The sequence below is a fragment of the Stieleria neptunia genome (assembly GCF_007754155.1).
Classification (GTDB): domain Bacteria; phylum Planctomycetota; class Planctomycetia; order Pirellulales; family Pirellulaceae; genus Stieleria; species Stieleria neptunia.
Genome location: NZ_CP037423.1, coordinates 7690183 through 7708293, shown reverse-complemented (window position 1 = coordinate 7708293; position 18111 = coordinate 7690183). Strand labels below are relative to the sequence as shown.

Annotated in this window: 13 protein-coding genes; 5 read left to right on the top strand and 8 right to left on the bottom strand. The window is 59.9% G+C overall.

Annotated features, from left to right (window positions below; genetic code table 11):
• Positions 1-866 precede the first annotated feature (866 nt).
• Positions 867-1718 carry a hypothetical protein gene (locus Enr13x_RS26775; RefSeq protein ID WP_145389991.1) on the top strand — a complete coding sequence of 284 codons (852 nt, stop codon included), beginning with the start codon at positions 867-869 and terminating at the stop codon, positions 1716-1718.
• Here the strand turns inward: Enr13x_RS26775 and Enr13x_RS26770 are convergent.
• From Enr13x_RS26770 to Enr13x_RS26750, 5 genes are all read right to left on the bottom strand, one after another.
• A complete protein-coding gene (locus Enr13x_RS26770) occupies positions 1702-5598 on the bottom strand; it encodes a c-type cytochrome domain-containing protein (RefSeq protein ID WP_261344213.1) in 3897 nt (1298 codons plus the stop codon). The genes Enr13x_RS26775 and Enr13x_RS26770 overlap by 17 nt on opposite strands.
• A 670-nt stretch (positions 5599-6268) precedes the next feature.
• Entirely contained in the window at positions 6269-6667 is a 399-nt protein-coding gene (locus tag Enr13x_RS39920; protein WP_390621117.1) for a hypothetical protein, read from the bottom strand.
• Between the two features lie 167 nt (positions 6668-6834).
• Entirely contained in the window at positions 6835-8139 is a 1305-nt protein-coding gene (locus Enr13x_RS26760) for an SMI1/KNR4 family protein (protein WP_145389989.1), read from the bottom strand.
• A 2-nt stretch (positions 8140-8141) separates the two neighbouring features.
• The gene (locus Enr13x_RS26755) at positions 8142-9770 is read right to left on the bottom strand and encodes a BamA/OMP85 family outer membrane protein (protein WP_145389988.1); all 1629 of its coding nucleotides are present in this window, start codon (positions 9768-9770) and stop codon (positions 8142-8144) included.
• Entirely contained in the window at positions 9770-11230 is a 1461-nt protein-coding gene (locus tag Enr13x_RS26750; RefSeq protein WP_231743805.1) for a BamA/OMP85 family outer membrane protein, read from the bottom strand. Before Enr13x_RS26750 ends, Enr13x_RS26755 begins: the two co-directional genes overlap by 1 nt.
• 245 nt (positions 11231-11475) lie before the next feature.
• Here Enr13x_RS26750 and Enr13x_RS26745 point away from each other — a divergent pair, with 245 nt between their 5' ends.
• Positions 11476-12369: a diacylglycerol/lipid kinase family protein gene (locus Enr13x_RS26745; protein WP_145389987.1), complete on the top strand. Its 894-nt coding sequence runs from the start codon at positions 11476-11478 to the stop codon at positions 12367-12369.
• 414 nt (positions 12370-12783) lie between these two features.
• Here the strand turns inward: Enr13x_RS26745 and Enr13x_RS26740 are convergent, their stop codons facing one another.
• Together Enr13x_RS26740 and Enr13x_RS26735 are read right to left on the bottom strand one after the other, a co-directional pair.
• Positions 12784-14475 carry a Y-family DNA polymerase gene (locus Enr13x_RS26740; RefSeq protein WP_145389986.1) on the bottom strand — a complete coding sequence of 564 codons (1692 nt, stop codon included), beginning with the start codon at positions 14473-14475 and terminating at the stop codon, positions 12784-12786.
• The gene (locus Enr13x_RS26735; RefSeq protein WP_145389985.1) at positions 14381-15235 is read right to left on the bottom strand and encodes an ImuA family protein; all 855 of its coding nucleotides are present in this window, start codon (positions 15233-15235) and stop codon (positions 14381-14383) included. The genes Enr13x_RS26740 and Enr13x_RS26735 overlap by 95 nt, the downstream gene beginning before the upstream one ends.
• Before the next feature lie 420 nt (positions 15236-15655).
• Here Enr13x_RS26735 and Enr13x_RS26730 point away from each other — a divergent pair, with 420 nt between their 5' ends.
• The gene (locus tag Enr13x_RS26730; RefSeq protein ID WP_145389984.1) at positions 15656-15922 is read left to right on the top strand and encodes a lipopolysaccharide assembly protein LapA domain-containing protein; all 267 of its coding nucleotides are present in this window, start codon (positions 15656-15658) and stop codon (positions 15920-15922) included.
• A gap of 10 nt (positions 15923-15932) precedes the next feature.
• Here the strand turns inward: Enr13x_RS26730 and Enr13x_RS26725 are convergent, their stop codons facing one another.
• Entirely contained in the window at positions 15933-16217 is a 285-nt protein-coding gene (locus Enr13x_RS26725; RefSeq protein WP_145389983.1) for a hypothetical protein, read from the bottom strand.
• Positions 16218-16407: 190 nt separating this feature from the next.
• Here Enr13x_RS26725 and Enr13x_RS26720 point away from each other — a divergent pair, with 190 nt between their 5' ends.
• Positions 16408-16821: a hypothetical protein gene (locus Enr13x_RS26720; protein WP_145389982.1), complete on the top strand. Its 414-nt coding sequence runs from the start codon at positions 16408-16410 to the stop codon at positions 16819-16821.
• The gene (locus Enr13x_RS26715) at positions 16791-18101 is read left to right on the top strand and encodes a PDZ domain-containing protein (RefSeq protein WP_197455377.1); all 1311 of its coding nucleotides are present in this window, start codon (positions 16791-16793) and stop codon (positions 18099-18101) included. The genes Enr13x_RS26720 and Enr13x_RS26715 overlap by 31 nt, the downstream gene beginning before the upstream one ends.
• The last annotated feature ends 10 nt before the right edge of the window (positions 18102-18111 follow it).

Below are 18111 nucleotides of genomic sequence, written 5' to 3'. Positions count from 1 at the left end.
GTTGCGGCGGTCGGGCGAAAAAGGGATTGGGCAACCGTTGGTGTCTAGGCTTGAGGAGACCGTCCAGCTTAAGGCGATCGCATTTCTGACGTACGTTGGCCCTTCCGGGCCATCGCCCGTGGGGCTCTGCGCGACGACCTAGAAAGGACGTCGTACACCCCTCCGCCGACCACCTCTCACCCATTCGGTCAGAAGCCCTAAGCTGGACCGGTTTTTCGAGTACGATGGCCCTTCCGGGCCGTCGCCCGCTGGGCTCCCGACGACGACCTGGAAAGGACGTCGTACAACGGGTCCGCTGACCACACCAACGCTCTTGCCGGTGCCATTCGGGGCACTCGATGCCGTAGCGATCCCGGAAGCAGTTGCGATGGGTGCGGGCCAATTCACTCTGGGGCCGTCCGGCCGGCGGCGTCGGCCGCGATCTGCTCGGGCAGCTCCGCGAACGCCAGCATCGGCTCGGCGCCCAAGTCCCATCCGCCACGAACCCACAACTCGTGGACTTTGGCGGGCGCCGAAGGTGTCTGCGTATGTGAAAAGCGTCTTGGGTGACTTCAAGTATCCCGATGATGTTCTGCAGAATATCGCCCTACGCGCAACGTCAGACTCTCAAGAAGGATACCGCAAACCTGCTACACTTATAGCCACCCGTATTGGATCCTCCCATCTAGAAACCGGTGCTGTTGATGAACCGAAAACGAATCTCTGTGTTAGTGCTATTGCTTACGACCGCGATCTCCCCGTGCTCCGCCTGCGACGAACCTGCGAAGCAAGAAACGACGACTGCGAATCGATTCCTCGAGTCGCTCAAGCGCGGCAAGCAAGCCCACCTCAGGGTCGCGGAGAAGATCAACACGGGCGACAACCCAATGAAACTCGATCCCGATAAGCTGGTACTTCGCGAGTACGACGAGGCTATCGCAAGTGCGGAAAAGATCATCGCGGCGGGGGGAATTTATGCACAGAAAGAAGTCGCGGCCGATCAAAAACGGATCGATGAAGTCGCGAAACGAGTCCGCGAGAACTACGCCAATGCGGCCAAGACCCAGATTGCCGACGCTCGCAGAAAAGCCTCCGAAACGTACGAACGCGCGGTGGCAGAGGCGATGAAAAAGCGTGCCGCCACGTTGTCAGACTCCAACGCGACTTACCGGCGCTCGGTTGCACAGTCGAACCTAACGCTTCGCTTGAAGCGAAACGCCGGCAAGCTGGGGATCGTGATTTGGAATCTTCCTGCCAAAGCTAAGCTGCACGATCGTTCCACGGTCGCGGTCAAAATCGAACTCCTACAGCAAGACCGCGTGGTTTGGACCAACAAACTTGCCAGACTCAACCGCCGCGCCGACAACAGCCTCTTTCGCCTCCCCAATGTTCTGTTTGACAAGGTCCGAATCGAAACCACGCGATGGACGGGCAGCGGCAGCGGGCTCGCCGAGGTCGAGGTGTATGTCGGCACAGAGAACCTCGCGCTGGGACGACCCTGCGAAGTCAGCAGCATTGAAACCCTGCCAACACACCTGGACGATCGTGACGCATTGACCGATGGCATGGCGCAGCCGACCGTGGAAGGAGAGGGCTACTGGATTCCGGAAGAGAAAACAAGGGCTACCGTGACGATCGACCTGCTGGGCGAGCCCAATCAAGAAATCATCGATGCCGCACAGGCACGTGCTGCCGAGGCGCAGGCCGCCAAGATTCGCGCCGCTATTCCGACTCGTTGAGCCGATCAATCTTGCGTTGCACGGATCGCTTGCGGGAGTCGCTCGTCGTTACCTTCAGCTGTTCTGCGTAGGCTTTCTTGGCCAAGTCAACTCGCTTTAGTTTGACGTACAAGTCAGCCAGTTGGCCGAGGTTGGATTCGTATTGTCGGTCCTCCTTGTCTTTCAACAGTAGCGTTGCCCACTCGTTGGCGACCACCAACCCTGTCTCGTATTCTTCAGCACGTGCCCACGCGTCAACGGCCATGCGGTAGTACGTTCCGGCAGACGAGGGCGTTTGCTTCGCCTGATTGTGATAGTTGGCTGCTTGCACACGATATCGATTCAGTGGGTCAAGCCTCTTGGCAACTTCAGCATCAAAGTTTGGAATGGGCAGCGAATGCGTTCGGCAAACAAGTTTGATCTTCTCAAAATACCGTTGCGCGCTACTATCGCTGCGACAATGCTTGACCGCAGCGACCAGACAGCGGACTTCATCGGCTGGCTTCCCATGCTCAGCGTACGCCTCTGCCGCTTGCACGTAGGGCGTCTCCGAGCGTGAACTGTTTGCGCCGCTGGCGATGGTGTCGATGGCCTTTTCCGCAGTCGCGATGCAACGCAAGGCTTCTTCTTTCTCGCCTGCATCGTTCCAGTACCCCGCCGCCCGCAACAGATTCATCGCGCGCCCGGAAGCATCGTAGGAGCGGCTCGCTTCGATCTCTTTGGCCTGGACTCGCGGAGCATACTTGGGATCGAGCAGCGGCTTCGTTTGTTCGTCAAGGGTCAGCGAAGCATCCTCCTGCATCAACGCCTCGATTTGAATCTGGTAGCCTGAGATCGACGAAGCAAGCTTTTCACTCCTGAGCGCAAGAATCCATTGGTTCAATGCCGCCTGGTTATCGCCCGCACGGACAAACAACTTGGCAAGCTTATCGTGATTCGAACGAGCGGATGTGCCCGCACGCTTGTTGGCAGCCGAAGCCTTTTTGATCGCTTTGATCGCCCGGGCGTTGTCTCCCGCTTTGAGCCACAGGTCTGCTGCTTCCATCATCGAATTCAATATCAAGGTCGGGTGGGTACTCGCATTCGCTTCGGCCTGAGCGGCAGCGATGGCAAATCGGCGTTTGGGATCGAGCAAGGATTCGTCGGAGGGCGGAGCCGCAGCGGCGCCTGCTTGGCCGTCGGGCATAGCGGCAACGGTTGGTTGCTGGCCGACCGCTTGGGCAAGCTTCGCCTGCAACTGTTCGACTGAGTAGTCCGGGGCTTGCGCGATGAGCGCGGATCGGTACCGCTCGGCCGCCAAGTCACGTTCCTCAAGCCGCATGTAGAGATCTCCCATCTCGACGTAGGCGTTGGCGATCGCGTGGGATCGGGCAGCTCGCCACTCTTGAAAGGCCAGCTTGAGCGACGTCATGGCTTTCGACTTATTGCCGGCTTGCACCCAAGCCGCTGCTTGCAACAGATACAGGTTCGCTTTTTGTGTTCCGAACGCCGAGTGGATTTCTCGTTCAGTCAACCGCGCCGCTTCCAGTCCGTTACCCGCCTCTATCATGAGATTGGCAAGCGTGATGTAGCGTTCGATTTCCATCCGTTCGCCGCGCGAACGGAGAATCTTGTCGAGTCGCTCCAGCACAACCAGATGCTTTGTGTTGTCACGCTGAATGTCCGAATAGAAATGATCCAACACGAGCAGCGTGGGCTCGTGATTGGGGAATTTGGCGAGCTGAGGTTCGAACGTGTTGGCGATCGCCCGCGTGGTTGACAATGGCCATTGAAACGGTTCGATAGGATGACTCCAAGAAGGGTCTTTCCTAATCATCGCTTGCAACGTGGCAAGCATCTGTTCGCGTGTTCGATTCACTTCCCGCGGGGTGCGGCAGTTGTGGATGATGTAACAGTACACATCCAGCACCGCTTCGACCGAGTCCATCCGCTGGTAGAACTCAACGGCTTCCTCACAGACTTTCAGTCGTATCGTTGCTGTCGTCGCAGCTCGGATGGCAATTTCAAAGTGGGGAGCCGCGTCGCGCCACTTGGTTGAAGTAGAAAGTCGCCTCGCTGTTGCCAACGCTTGTTCTGCCACGCCGGGTTTGGTCCCCATCGGCAACGAGGAAATGTTCATCCGCTTAATCGCGGGAGCGGGGGGCTGCGCGGGAACTTGCCGCGGCGCGTCGGCAATTGCATTGGGCATCGCAACGGTCGCGCGGCGCCCCAGTTTCAGTGCATTTGCCAATTGGAAAAATGAGTCGACGAACGTTTCTCGCTTTACAACACCTCCTTTGCGGAGCAGCGAGCCGACGCGACGAATGAGATTGGCATCGGAAAGCTTCCTGAGTTCTTCCAGCATTGACTCCGGCGTCACACCAAGTTCAGCCGACGCCAACGGCAAATCCAGCTCGCCGTTGTATCGCAGGGAAGCCAGGACGATGGGTTCGCCTGCCTGCGTTGGCTGTTCGATACCAATCTCGCTGGCCGCCAAGGCTGTCAGGTAGGCCTTCGTGTCCTTGGCGATCGCAGCCGATAAGGTTTCCGCATCGGGGTAGAGATCAAGAATGTCATCCGCTTTCGGATAAGCTGCCTTATTGGCCAACACGTGTTGCCGAACTTCGTCGGACTTCTGAATGAATCCGCCGTAGTGGCACGACATGCAGGAGACACCGTTTACCACCGCACGATCCGGCTGACGCGGGTCACTGACGATGCTGGTGGGGCCTTTGTCGATGCGTTTCCCCTCCGCGTCGACCAGCATGTAAGCCAACATCCCGTTGGGAAGATGAAAGATAATCTCACCTCCGTCATGTTCGAAGTCGGTTGCCGTCTCACCAGGTCCCATCGGTAAGTCAAACAAGTTCCTGCGGCCGGCTGAGCCGGCGAAGTCATAGCTTTTCCAGTAGGCTCCGAAAATCGACTCGTGCCGCTCGATCAAGCGATTGTGCTGCGAGACACCGGATCGAGTGAAACCGGCGCGAACCACACGCATCTCTTCCAAATTGCGCTGGACGTCCAATTGAAGTAGTTGTTCCAGCTGACGATCGGTTGCCGGGATCTGCGCCAAGACGTGATAGAGCGGCGGACGCGAGGCGGCCGACGTAAACCAATCCGCTCGCACCACGGGGATCTGTGAATGAGTTTGAGCGCGGACCGTGACAGCGGCCTCGCTTGGGTGCATCAGTCCGTAGGGGTAGGCCGCGAGGATCGATTTCCAGTTCGTATCCGTCCACTTCAGATCGCGCAGGTCGATCCGATACACCGTTTCCAGGTTGTTGACGATCCGCAAATTCGCGAGCTGCCGATTCCAGGACAGACTGTTGAGCAACTTGGCCAGCGCGGTGCGGTAGATTTCGAGCTCATCATCGGAATAGCCGGCGTTCGCCAAATGGGTTGTCGAAAAGTACCGAACATAGACGCGTTCCTTGGCCGGAATGGTGTTTAAGTCCCGAGCCACGAATTCATAAAACGCATCCGTGCTGACGAATTGTTGCGGCACCGATTCCTTGAACGGTTTGGAGCCGGACTGAATCCAGTTGCGAATGGTCTCAACGTCCTCATCGGTTGGACGTGGCGATTCCCCGCCTGGAGGCATCGGCGACTCCGCCGAGACCATTCGCTCGAACAACAGGGAATCCTTGGGACTGCCCGGGACAACAAACCCGGACGAGATCAGCTTTTTACGCGAGGTCACAAAACCGAATCCACCCTCGTCGGACTCGTTCTCTCCGTGACATCGATAACAATTCCGGCGGAGGATGGCCTCTGCTGCGGTCGCAAGCTGCTTTTCGACGACGTGTGGATTTTCACTGGCAGAGGATGATGCGGAATCGTGTGCAGTGGTGTCAGCGCGCGGGAGTTCGCTTGATTGCGTAGCACTCTGTTGAGTCGGTATCGTGACCTGCGTCGACGACATGACTTCCGTTTGTTCCACGGTTCCACCGCCGGCAGACGATTCGCTTGTCGCAGTGTTGAGAGCTTCAACAGGTGATGGCTGTGCCGCATTTCGCTCACTGATCGTTTCGGATGACTGATCGGATCGCAACGCGGGATCCATCGACGCGTCGATCGCCGGGTCAAGTGTCTCGCCAGCCGCCGACGAGGGAGGATCTGTTTTCGAGGCCGCATTGGTATCTTCGGGACCGGGCTCCGCCATAACGGGCTGCGGTGAGCTTTCGGTTTTGCTTGCGACGACGGCTGGCTCTACGCCGCCCATGAGAAAGTACGCCGCGCCACCGAGACCAACGAGGACAAGCAAGCCCGCCGCGACGAACAGCACGGCTTTCCCAGACGACCGCGCGTCTGGGGCCGTGTCGGCCGACGGGACAGGCATGCTTTGCGCGGTCGGGGCTGTGTGCGAGGATGATTGACGTGTGGCAGATAGCTTTGACAGATAGTCCTGTCGACGCGGAGGACTTGCTAACACCTGATAGGCACGCTTGATTTCGGCAGCTAGCTGTTTGCACGCCTCGTGGTCCGCACCGCCTTGCTGACCGCTTTTGTGCTGACGCAGTTTTTGCATCTGCGCATTGGCAGCCTCCTTAATCGCTTGAGGATTAGTTTCGTCCTCTGAAAGTCCGAGCAACTCAAACAGATTCGGTCGTGGGGATGTCTCGATTCCCAAAAGGCGACGATAGGGATTCATTACGATCGGATCCAAAAGCGTTGATGGCCTGCGTGTTCGGCAAACGCATCATATCAAACTGCATCGTGACAGTTGGGCCGCCGGAGTCCTTTTGCAAGGGGCCCTCATCATCGTTGCGAGCGATCGACGGTGTCGTCGATCTGGACGTTGCGTTTGGCGTGGCGGGCTCGGCGACCACGCGTCTGGCAGCGGCCGGTTTCGATTTCGCAGCCTCATCGAGTTGCTTGGCCCGATTCCGGCTGACGTCACTCAGCCGTTCAATTGGAACGTTTTTGGTCGAACCGTCCGCCAGACGCAAGACGACCGATCGGCCTTCGACGCCGACAAACTCGGCTTCGATTTTGAAATGTCCGGTGTTGTCCGTCCACGTTTCCGCCGAAACCTGATCAGGAGTGGCCAGCGGAAAAAGTAGGAAAGCCAGAAGGAAAGACAGGGAAGGTCTGATGGAGAAGAACTGGGATGATGGTCAGCGGATGGAATGACAAGAGGCCGGTGCCATTCGGGGCACTAGATGCCGTAGCGATCTCGGAAGCAGTTGCGATGGGTGCGGGCCAATTCGCTCTGGGCCGTCCGGCCGGCGGCGTCGGCCGCGATCGCGATCTGCTCGAGCAGCTCCGCGAACGCCAGCATCGGCTCGGCACCCAAGTCCCATCCGGCACGAACCCACAACTCGTGGGCTTGGGCGGGCGCCGCCTGTTGGGCCAACGCGGCGAAGTGCTCGCGGACTTGATCGCGTCGATCGCTGGCCGAGGTCACGCGTAGGCTTTCGAAATAACCTTGCTCGACCGCATCAGAAGGTTCGTAGCCGAGCTGCATCAGCCGTGCGGCCGAAAACTTTTGGCCTTCACCGCAATACCCGTGCGTCCTGACTCGCACCGTTTGATCGGTGAAGATGGAACAGTTCAGCCCACTTCGGTAGTGATCGATCGCGGCGGTCCGATTTCCCGACCGCTCTTGGCTGTACCCCAGCACATCCCAGGCCCAGCCGAGTTCGGGTGCGATCTCGCTGGCGCGACGGCAATGGCGTTCGGCCGCGTCCCAATCCTGTTGGTCGAGGACCTGTTGGTGCGAAACGTTGTTTGCGACCACCTGGTCGATCCAGTCCGTTTCCATCAGTCGGTTGTCGAACAAACCGCGTTGCAGTCGTTCGGGATCGTCGATGTCGAGCGCGCGGAGCGCATCATCGCGGAGCAATGGGTTTTCTAACGCGTCGATCACCAATTGGCACAACACCGCCGCTTGGCTAATGCGGCGATCGATCATCGCGTCGGCCAGCTCAAGTCCGCCGAGCGGTTCTAATTCGGACGCCGCCCGATGTTCCAGTCGGCTGATCGCCCATCGGTTCAGCTGTTGGCAGGTTCGATCGTTTTCGTCACCGGCCGAACCTGCGGAGATCGCGTGGTCGCGACGGCTGCCGGGCAGCTTGTGCCGAACGTGGTCAAAGTAGATCGCTTCGGCGAGCGAGTCGCCCCAGGGGATCCAGTCGCCGCCGCCGTGATACCAGTGGACGATTTGTCCGGCTGCATTGTCGGCGGCGAGACGGACGCACAACCAATCGCCCATCGTGTTCGTCAAGATCGGCAGAAAGTCACAGGGCATCAGCGCCGGCCAGATCGCCGCGGGCGCCTCGTCGATGAGTTCCTGGGGCGGGATCGCCGAGGCGAATCGGTTGCCGGTGCTGCCGTCGGCAAAACGCCAGATCTCATCGTCAAACCATCGCGATAAGTCGTCGGAAAGGACGCATCGAAACCTCGCTTGGATCTGGTCAGTCCAAGATCCCGAGGCGGCGGATGGTTGGGTCGGCTGTTGCAAGGTTACCGAATCAAACTCATGTAAAAGCTGAAGATACGCTCATTGTCAAAGTCCGACTTGTTGACCGGGTAGGCAAAGTCGAAGGCGAGCGGGGCCGGCCCGAGCGCGGGGATTGCAACACGCAATCCCAAACCGGGCGCGACGCGAAACGAGTCGGCATCCAGTTTAACACTGCTTTCCACGGTACCAAAGTCACAAAATGCCACACCGCGAAAGGCGTCGTCGGCCGTGATCGGGAACATGTACTCGACCGAGTTGAGGAATTGGAATTCCCCCCCCACGGCAACGAAGGGATTTCCGCCCGTACCGCCCACCACGGGGCCGGCACCACGAAAATCGAAACCTCGCAGCGTCGCGTAACCGCCGGCGAAGAAGTTTTCGAAGATCGGCGTGTCATTCCCGCTGAATCCGACCTGCGTGCTGTAGGAAAACGTTTGTTTACCACTGCCGTCGGCCCGCGACGCCAGCAACCAGTACTTGCGGTACTCCAACTCGATCCGCGAGTAGTCGTAGTCGCCGAACGTTTCTTCGAATTGGAACTGGAAATAGTGCCCCTGGCTGGGCTGAATCGGACTGTCACGGGTGTTGTGCGTCAGCGTGATGCTGCCGCTGTACAGCTCGTTGTCACCCTGGGAGTCGGTCAATTTCTGGTATTCGGCCGCGTCGCCGGGCGACAAGATGGCGGTGTTGAGTGCCCGAATGTTGCTCATGTCGACGTTTTGGCCGCTGATCCCGACGGCGATCGACAAGTCGGGCGTGATCCGATAACCCAGCGAGAATCGACCGCCCAAACGGTTCTCGTCCCAGTCGTCATAACGTCGGTCGTATAAGAAACCGCTGGCTGAAAAACTGATCGGCAGGTAACCGAACAGGTTCGGGTCGGCGAACTGAACGCTGTAGCGATCAAAGTCGCTACCGGGTGCGGCTTCCAATCGAAAGGTCTGTCCGGCACCACGGAATGCCGTCCCGCCGAACAGGTCGCGGAACGAACGAGGCCAGCGCATGATGTCGAAGTTTCGCTCGTCGACCGTGATCTGACCGGTCACGCCGGCGTCACTGTTGACCGCACCACCAAACATGATCCGTCCGGTCCGGGCGGGAAAACCATTGACGATCAGGTCCGCGACGCGAACGTTGGGCGTGTACACCGGATCGGTGCCGATCGGCGGGAACGCGGTGCCGCTTCCGGGAACCGATTCGCCGGGCAGCAACACACGCTGACGCGGCCCGAACTGAGTCGGCGGAAACGCCGTCTGTGGCGCCGGCTGTTGCGGCACCGGCTGCGGCACATAATTCTGCTGCGGCGCGTAGTTCTGCTGCGGCGCGTAGTTCTGCTGCGGCGCGTAGGTTTGCTGCGGCTGGACGTAGGTCCCGTTTGCCGGGGTGTAACCGGGCGGATAGTTCTGGGCGTGCGCCGACTCGGTCCAGGTCAGTGCGGTCCAGGTCAGCGCGGTGCAGGCGAGCACGGCGATTGGAACCGCCAGGGCACGTGCCATCGGCGTCTTGATGGCGGCTCGCCTGGCCGATCGTTTCGGCAAATCGATCGATTCCATTCGGGTTGATTCGCTTGCTGGTGTCAGGGGTGATGGGAAAACGTTGCGGTCGGTGTCGGGGCGGGAGGGGGGATTCATTAAAACGCATCCTCCCGGGGATCGACGATGATGTCCGGTGGGTCAGCGATTTGCGGATTGGTTTCCAGCAACTGGCTGTTGCTCATTCGCCGTCGACCGATTTCCAACAGTCTGCGGTCGATGAAATCCCCCTCGCGCATTTCCAGCATGTTCAGCATCACGGTCTCCCGCATCAGGTGTGGTTCGCCTTCGATGTTGACGCGGATTTCGCCGATCTTCCAGCGGTCGCCTTCTTCGATCTGGTAGACCAAGTCGACGGTGTTTTCTTCGTCACGCATCACGGTCTTGGGTTGGACGTCGGCATAGATGAATCCCATCTCGCCGTATCCATAGACGATCTCGCCCACGTCGCGTTTCAAGATGGTGCCGTCGAACATGTCGCCGGCCTTCAATTCCAAACGCTGCCGCAGTGAAGCCTCGGTGATAAATTGGTTGCCGATGATTTGCACGCTATTGATTTTGAAACGCTTCCCTTCATTGACCACAAACGTCACGTCCAACCATTTGCCGTCTTCGCTGTACGAAATGCGTCGGCCGACGTTGGCGGTCAGGTAGCCGAGGTTGTGATAGGTCCCTTCCAAGATATCGACGTCGCGATCGATCTTGGCCATGTCGGCGACGTTGAAGGTGTAGTAGCCGAGTTTGAGAAACGGGCCGCGGCTTTTGATCAGTTTTTTCAGCCGGGCTTCGCTCAACAGTGTATTGCCGATGACGTTGATGCTGGCGATTCGTTCTTTGGGACCCTCGTTGATCCGAAAGATCACCATCCCCGGTTTGTCCTTGAACCCGATCGTCGACGTGATCGCGACCTGGTTGAACCCTTCGTCTTTGTAGTAGTCGATCAATCGCCGGCGTGCGGATTCGACGGAGAACTCGCTGAGCGGATCCTTGACTTCCAAACCGGCGCGGCCCTTCAGATCGCGGTCGTTGATGCGGTTGTTGCCGTGAAAGGAGATGGCGGTGATCAGGGGGCGTTCATGCACCACAAACGTCACGTCGACCCCGGCGTCGTTTTCTTTGGTTTTGAATGTGACATGGTCAAACGACTTCATTTCATTCAACCGGTGGACGTCGCCGAGTAAGACTTCGCGGCTGAAAAATCGCCCTTTCTTGGTCTGCATCTTTTGCAGGATCTCATGCTCGCCGAGCGTTCGATTGCCGACAATGCGAACGCTGGAGACGACCTTGTCGCCATGTTCGCGGCCGATCGGCAAGGCAGCCTGGTTGTGGACGTGATCGCGAAACTTGGGACGCTCCGCCGGCCCCGCCGGGCCGCCGCTCTGAGGACCTCCGCCGCCACCCATGCCCCCCATGCCGCCGCCCATCTGGGCCGCCGCAGGCAAGGACATCACCAAACTGGCCAGGAGTGCGATCAGCACCGATGCCGACGCGCCGCCGGCGGTCGTGCACCAGCGGATTTCGGTCTCGGGGCATCCGTGCGTATTGATTCGTTGTGTCATAAGACGAAGGCAAACCGTTTCGACGAGGAAAACGCGATCCATCCGTGGAGCGTGTTTAGGCCAACGCGCGGTCATTGACGACACGAGCGCTTCATGGCGTGAAAGGGTGTTACCAATGCGGCAAGTGTCACGACAAGGCGGATTCCCCCAGCAACTTGCGTGAATCCGGTTGGAATCTGCGAAGAATGATGCGACAAAGAGGGTCAGGTACCCGAGAGACGAGAACCTTTTCCGCACCGAGAGCGATGACGTTGGACGTGATTTTGTTTACCAGCCCGAAAGCGGGCAGCGGTGCGGCACGGGAACAATTGCCCCGGTTGGCCGGATTGCTCGCCGCCGCCGGGATCCAGTGCCAGACGATGTCGTGCCCCCAAACACTGCACGCCGTCGCGACGCAACGGCGTGAAACCGGTGTTTCACAACCGGTCGTGGTCGCCGCCGGCGGTGACGGCACGATCAGCCTGGTCGCAGCCAGCACGTTCCCCGAGACGCCGCTGTTGCCGATGCCGATGGGCACCGAAAATCTGCTGGCCAGGCACCTCGGGCAATCCAATGACGCCGAAGCGGTGATGAAAACGCTGACCGCAGGACGCGCCGTCAACCTCGACGCCGGGGAAGCCAACGGGCGGCTGTTTCTGATCATGGCGACGGCCGGGTTCGATGCCGAAGTCGTCCGCCGCTTGCACCTGCGACGCAAAGGTCACATCCGTCGCCACAGCTACCTGAAACCGATTTGGCAAACCTGCCGGACGTATCGATTCCCGGCGATCCGAGTCACCGCGATCGACGCCTCCGGCAAGATCATTCAGGAACGCCGCGTCGGCTGGGCGATGGCGTTTAACCTGCCCTGCTATGCCGCGGGGTTGCGGATTCATCCCGCGGCAACCGGCGACGATGGGAATCTGGACCTGATCACGTTCGCCGGTCGCGGACTGCTGAGCGGATTGGGCTACGTGCTGGGAATCGTCACCGGACTGCACCGAAGGTTCGCCGGCGTCCAAGAGAACCACGTTTTGAGCCTGCGTTTGGAATCCGACCAACGCGTCGCCTACGAACTCGACGGAGACTACGCCGGACGCCTGCCGCTGGAAATCAAGACCCTGCCCCAACGGATTCGTTTGTTGGTGCCGAGTTCGTAGTGGGCAGTGGGCAGTTGGCGAAAATTTGTTTTCAGCGGGGGGCTCTTTTGATCTGAAATCTGCTGACTCGAACGGAATCGATGTATGGCATAGAGATTGTCTGTCGAGTGATTCTCTAGGCCCAGAGGGCCGGCAGAGTGTCTGCCGGTGGCGTCAGCCACCGGAGATGATTGCAAGGAATTTGCAAGGCCCAACGGGCCGACACAATGTCCAGGGTTTTATGCCTCGGGGGCCAACGCCCGATTGTGCCGGCCCTTCAGGCCTTCGCGTTCTAGTTCCCTTGCACCGGTGGCTAACGCCACCGGCACGCATTGTGCCAGCCCTCCGGGCCTCAGCGCAGGCATACATTGATTCCGTTAGAGCCAGGAAATCTGAAATCTGAAATCTGAAATCTGACGACTGACGACTGACGACTCAAACAAACCGTCCATGTAAAAACCATTCCCCGGTCTTTAGCTCTTGAAACACCCACCACACTCTGCCCGCATCGGTTTCGATGCGGTAGTAGTCGCGGCGAATCGTGGGGCCGTCCCACCAACCGGTTTCGATGCGTTCGGGCCCCCAGAAAAATGCGACTCGGTGCAGGGCAGCTTCGAATCGGAACGCTGGCAAGGATTGGAACGGATCGGCGGGACCGGCGGGCGAGTTTTCGATCGCGGTCAAGCGAACGGGTTTGCGCAACAATTGCATCGGGCGGCGCCGTGCATCGTCACGCCGTGGAGCGTGAAAGGTGGAGCGTTCGCCCGCCGTCTTTCGCCGCGTCGGTTGCTTCGACGGCAACCGCCGCAGCGTCTTGCGGGTCCGATGATCGGTCAAGGAATAGGTTCGAAAGGCTTTTTCCGGCAACGGATTCTCGCTCAATCGGACACCCAAAACCGCATCGCGTCCGAGCCGTCCGGAGAGCGTGTCGACGAGTCGGGCGAGGGATCGATCGGAGACCGCGTCGTCAGCGAATGCAACGGCGTCGTCGGCGAACAGCGCGTTTTGCTGCGTCCGGAGCGGACCGCTCTGTAAGACCGACAAGGTGAGTTTGGTGATCGGTGACGCGACGCGCAACGATTCCAGACTGGAGTTGAGCAAACAGTGAAGGTGTTTTTGATCCTGTGTCGGGGCGAACATGCCGATCACCGTGCTCAACGGCGCGGCGTCGACGAGTTCTAAACGACACGCCACGCGCAGCGCCCCGCGCTGGCACGCCACCAGACTCGCCACGACCGATTCCGCCAACCGGCCCACGCGGTCCATCACGATCTCGAGATCGTCCGTGGGGTATTCCAGTTCATGACTGCTGTGGTGCTGTTGTTCGGCGTGGTGGATTTCCAACGGCACCTCCACTTCACCCAACACTTCGGCAATGCGTTTGACGATTCCATCGCCCAAGCGTTGGGCCAGCCCGCCGCGTGGAAGCCGCAGCAGGGCGCCGATGGTTTCGATGCCCAATCGGTCCAGCGTGTGCTTGATCTCCGATTCGATCCGCAGCGCGTTGACGCTTAGGTGCTGTAGATCGTCGACACCGCGTGTGGAGACCATTGGATCGTGGACAGCGTAATGGGCCAGCGCCCAAGCGGCGGCGGCGTGATCGGCGATGGCCAGCTTGCCGACCAATCCGAGTTCGGCGAGACAACGGCTGGTGGCGTCCAAGATTCCGGCTTCATGTTCGAATAGATGCGTCACCCCGGACAGGTCGCAGAACAAGGTGTCGGGTTCCAGCAAGACTTGACCGGCCCAAAGTCGTTTGCCGAGCGTTTCGATCGCGACGAGCGGACTGATCTGATGTTGCAGGGCATCGGCAACGCGTCCCAGGGCAATCGAATCCGCGATCGGATCGTGCTCGGCGGTGATCGGCGTCACGCCCGCGGAACCGGCCAGTTCTGTCGCTTGGGCGATCGCGATGCCGGTGCGAACGCCCAACCGCCGCGCCGCGGCGCAGCAGCCGACGACCAACCGTCCGCGGCGGTGATCGTTCTTCCAAAGGATCAGCGGAGCAGTCTGGTTGTCCTGCGACGCATCACTAAGAAGCGGTTCGGGCGTCGCGTCGCGTCGCCACTCGCTTTGCAATCGCTGGATGGGCCAGTTGCGAAGCCAGATGCTCAGCAGCCGTTTCATGCCGTTTCGTCTGTGGGCCGGTGGTGGAAAGCGGACGGATCGTCGCCGCGTCGATGATTTGCAGCGCAAGCTGTCTGCCGACCGCACCGCCACGCACGCGGTCGAGGGTCACCGAAATGACTTCGAAATCACGCGAGCGGTTCGTGACCGAACGCGCGTTATCAGAGCGGTTCGTGACCGAACGCGTTTCATCAGAGCGGTTCGTGACCGCACGCGCGGGGGCACGCTGCTGCTGCGACACATAAAACTGGACTTCGGCGAAGCTGGGTTTTCCCCGCGCGGCAAACCCACGCACCAGCAACCCCGGCGTTCGACCGGTTTCGGCCGCCAATTGCAAACGTCTGGCGTCGCGATCGTCGACTCGCATGGGCAGTGAAGCCCAGACGGCCGCGGCGGCCCCCGATCGCAATGATTGGTCGATCGCCCAAATCGCATCGGCACCACTGCGGGGACGCAACAGAATCATGCGTTGATGCGGCACGCCCAGCGAGACGGCCGCCGGCGGATAGAACGTGCCGCTGCAATCGACGATCACCAGCGGTCGGCCGGGAATTTGACGCAATCGATTCGCCGCGGCTGCCATCGCCAAGGAGCCTGCGGCGGCGCTGTCGTGGGCGGCGATCCATTCGGTCAGCGTCGACGGGTGCAAACCGCCGCCGGGCAGCCACTGATCCATCGCTTCGCAGCCGGTCGAAAATCCCCCGCCATCGCTCTGCCGTGCCGTGCTGATGCACCCGACCTTGGCCCGCAAGGATTTCAAAATCGTTTCGCGGCTGGGGGGGCTGGGCCGCGCAGACGAAGGGCGTCCCCCGTCTCTTTCGAGGTCGTCCGGTTGGGTGTCACCCTCCCCCTGGGCCTTGGTCTCTACACAAGTCGCAACAGTCGAAGTCACCCTGCCTGCCAGGGAGGGTTGCTGGTTGACGGGCGCAGCAGCGGGCGCAGCGACGGCCGGAGGCTCCATGAACGAAAAAAATTGCTGCTGATTGGCCATGTCGATTCATCCCGAACGAAATGGATGCAGGAAAAGAAAAGGAACGCCCGCATCCAATGCCAGCATAACGAATGCTAGCATTTCGGGCTCCTTTTTTTGCGGTTGCCGTTTCGGCCGGGCAGACGGCTCGGCACAATCAAGTCACTGGCACTTCACCGAACGTTTGGCACTTCACTGGACAGTTGCATCATGGCGCGAATTCGATGGTTTTTGATCATTTCCGGCGTATTGGTGCTGATGGTCTTTTCGCTCTCCAACACTCAGAGTGTTTTGCTTCGGATGCCGCTGGTGTTTCACATCGAAGTTCCGTTGGCGATGTTGCTGGCGATTTCGGGGCTGATCGGATTTATGGTCGGCGCGATGTGGACCGCTTGGATGCTGCACCGAAAAAAGGAGCGATTAGGCAAAGCAGGCAAAAAAGATGGCCAGTTGGAGGAACCGGCGGGTGGCGGTTGACCGCCGGGGGTCAGTTTCCGCGTCGGGCGGCCATTTCCTGGCGTCGTTGGGCGACCAGTTGGTAGCGGAGCAGAACCAGGCGGGCCAAATCGCCCATGCGGTGGATCCCGTCATCGGCCTCTGCGTGATTGCGGCTCCCGCGGGGGGTGTTGCTGGCCGCCGCCGACGGGGCGGTACGGGAACGGGAAACGACGGGGCTGGCGGTCACAGTGCTGGCGGTCACCGCAGCGGGATTCACGGCGACGGGGGTGCTGGGGGCGAGCGAGCAGGGGTCGAACAGCATCATTTGGGTCATGGCAAAAGCTCCGGCGAAACAGTCCAAACAGATCCCGAATGAGCGATGTCTCATTCGTTGGCTGAATCATCGAGAGCGTCATGACACGTCAGGTCACAGCTGACGTGACTCTGTGCGAATCCACAAAAATCGTCTAGAATCTCCGGGACAGACATCCCAAATCATTCCCAATACGAAAAGGCCTTTCAGCATGGCAGCCGGCGACGACGAAATCGATTTCAAAATCTCAGCGGATGACCAGGACGAGCACAGCTTCGTCTCCATTTGGAACATCGCCTCGGCAACCTGTGACGGCCAGCTCGCCGAGACGCGAGCGTTGGCGAGCAAACTGTTGAATTTCCTGTGCAAACGCGATTGCGACTTCGTGGTTTGCAGTTCAGCGAACATCGAGTACCTGGACGAAAAATTCGAATCCGACAACAAGATCCTGTACGACTGGAAACCGGAAAGCGAGCACGTCGACATCATCGCCCAGCACGCCGAAGTGCCGGGCAAGGCGTTCATGTCGTTCTTGAAAACGCACAAGTTCAACCCCGAAACGAAATACAACCCGCGCCGTGCGGACCGCGTCGAGTGGTTCAACGATCGCTGGTGCATCGGTTAGCGGAGAACGGTTTGATCATTGACGCCCCAGGCAAGCACCGACTTGACCGCTACGTCGCCGGCTTGGTCTGGGCGGCGTCTCTGATCCTCGTTGGCATCCCGGGGGCCGCACAGGCTCCCGCTCCCACCGAGCAGGCTCCCACCGAGCAGGCTCCCACCGAGCAGGCCGCCGCAGCGACGGCCCCCCGGGAAAACGGCACGCCGCAGGCTGCTCAGGAGCCGCGTCGGGTCCCCCGCGACGAGCGGACGCTGGAGTACTGGGCCAGCCAGCTGTCCCACGAACGCTTTCTCCGCCGCCAATCCGCTCGACGCCACCTGATCGACGGCGGCCTGGATTCGGTCCCGGTCTTGCGTGACCTGCTCGACGCGGGCGATTTGGAAACGGTTGAAAACGTGATCCTGATTTTGGCGAAAGTCGCCGAAGACGAACCGCCCTGGCAGACCGACGGCGCCTTGGCGACGCTGGAATCGATCGCCGAGACAAGTTTCGGCACCAAAGCCACGTTGGCGAAGTCGACGCTGGAGTCGTTCGCCGAGTCGCGTGGCCGCGAAGCCAGGGTCCAGCTGTCGGACGCCGGCGTCTTCATCGACACCGACACCGTCGCCTTGGCGTCTCGCAGCAGCCCGCGCGAGATCGTGCGAATCGACCAGCAATTCAACGGCGACGTCGACGCACTGGCCTGGTTGCGTTGGATTCGTGACATCGATTTTGTCCTCATCGAGGATTCGATGGCAACACCGCAAACGCTTGCCGCGGTGATGAAGATGCCCGACGTGACGACGCTGGTGATCGTCGATTGCGAACTGACCGTGCCGGCCGTCCAAGCGATCCAACAACGTTCGCGACTCGATGCGATTGAATTGCGGTACGTGCGTTTGAATGAGCAGCTCTTGGCGGAACTGACCCGCGTCCGATTGCGTGATGCCTTGCACTTGATGGGCACCGGCGTTTCCGAACAGCGTGTCGAGCGGTTGCGTGTCGAAATGCCCGGGCTGGATATCACCCTACGTCGCGGGGGTTTTTTGGGCGTGATGTGCAGCACGACCCTTCAAGACACCTGTGTCGTCAGCCAAGTCACACCCGGCAGCGGCGCCGCGGACGCTGGCTTACAGGCCGGCGACGTGGTGATTCGAATCGACGACGCCAAGATCACTCGGTTTGACGATCTGCAACAGCAAATCAACACGCACATTCCCGGCGACGAAATCGCGATCCGTTACCGGCGTGGCGATCAGGTGTTTGACACCACCGCAACGCTGAAGAAGCAACACAACCAATAGCGTCCCACAC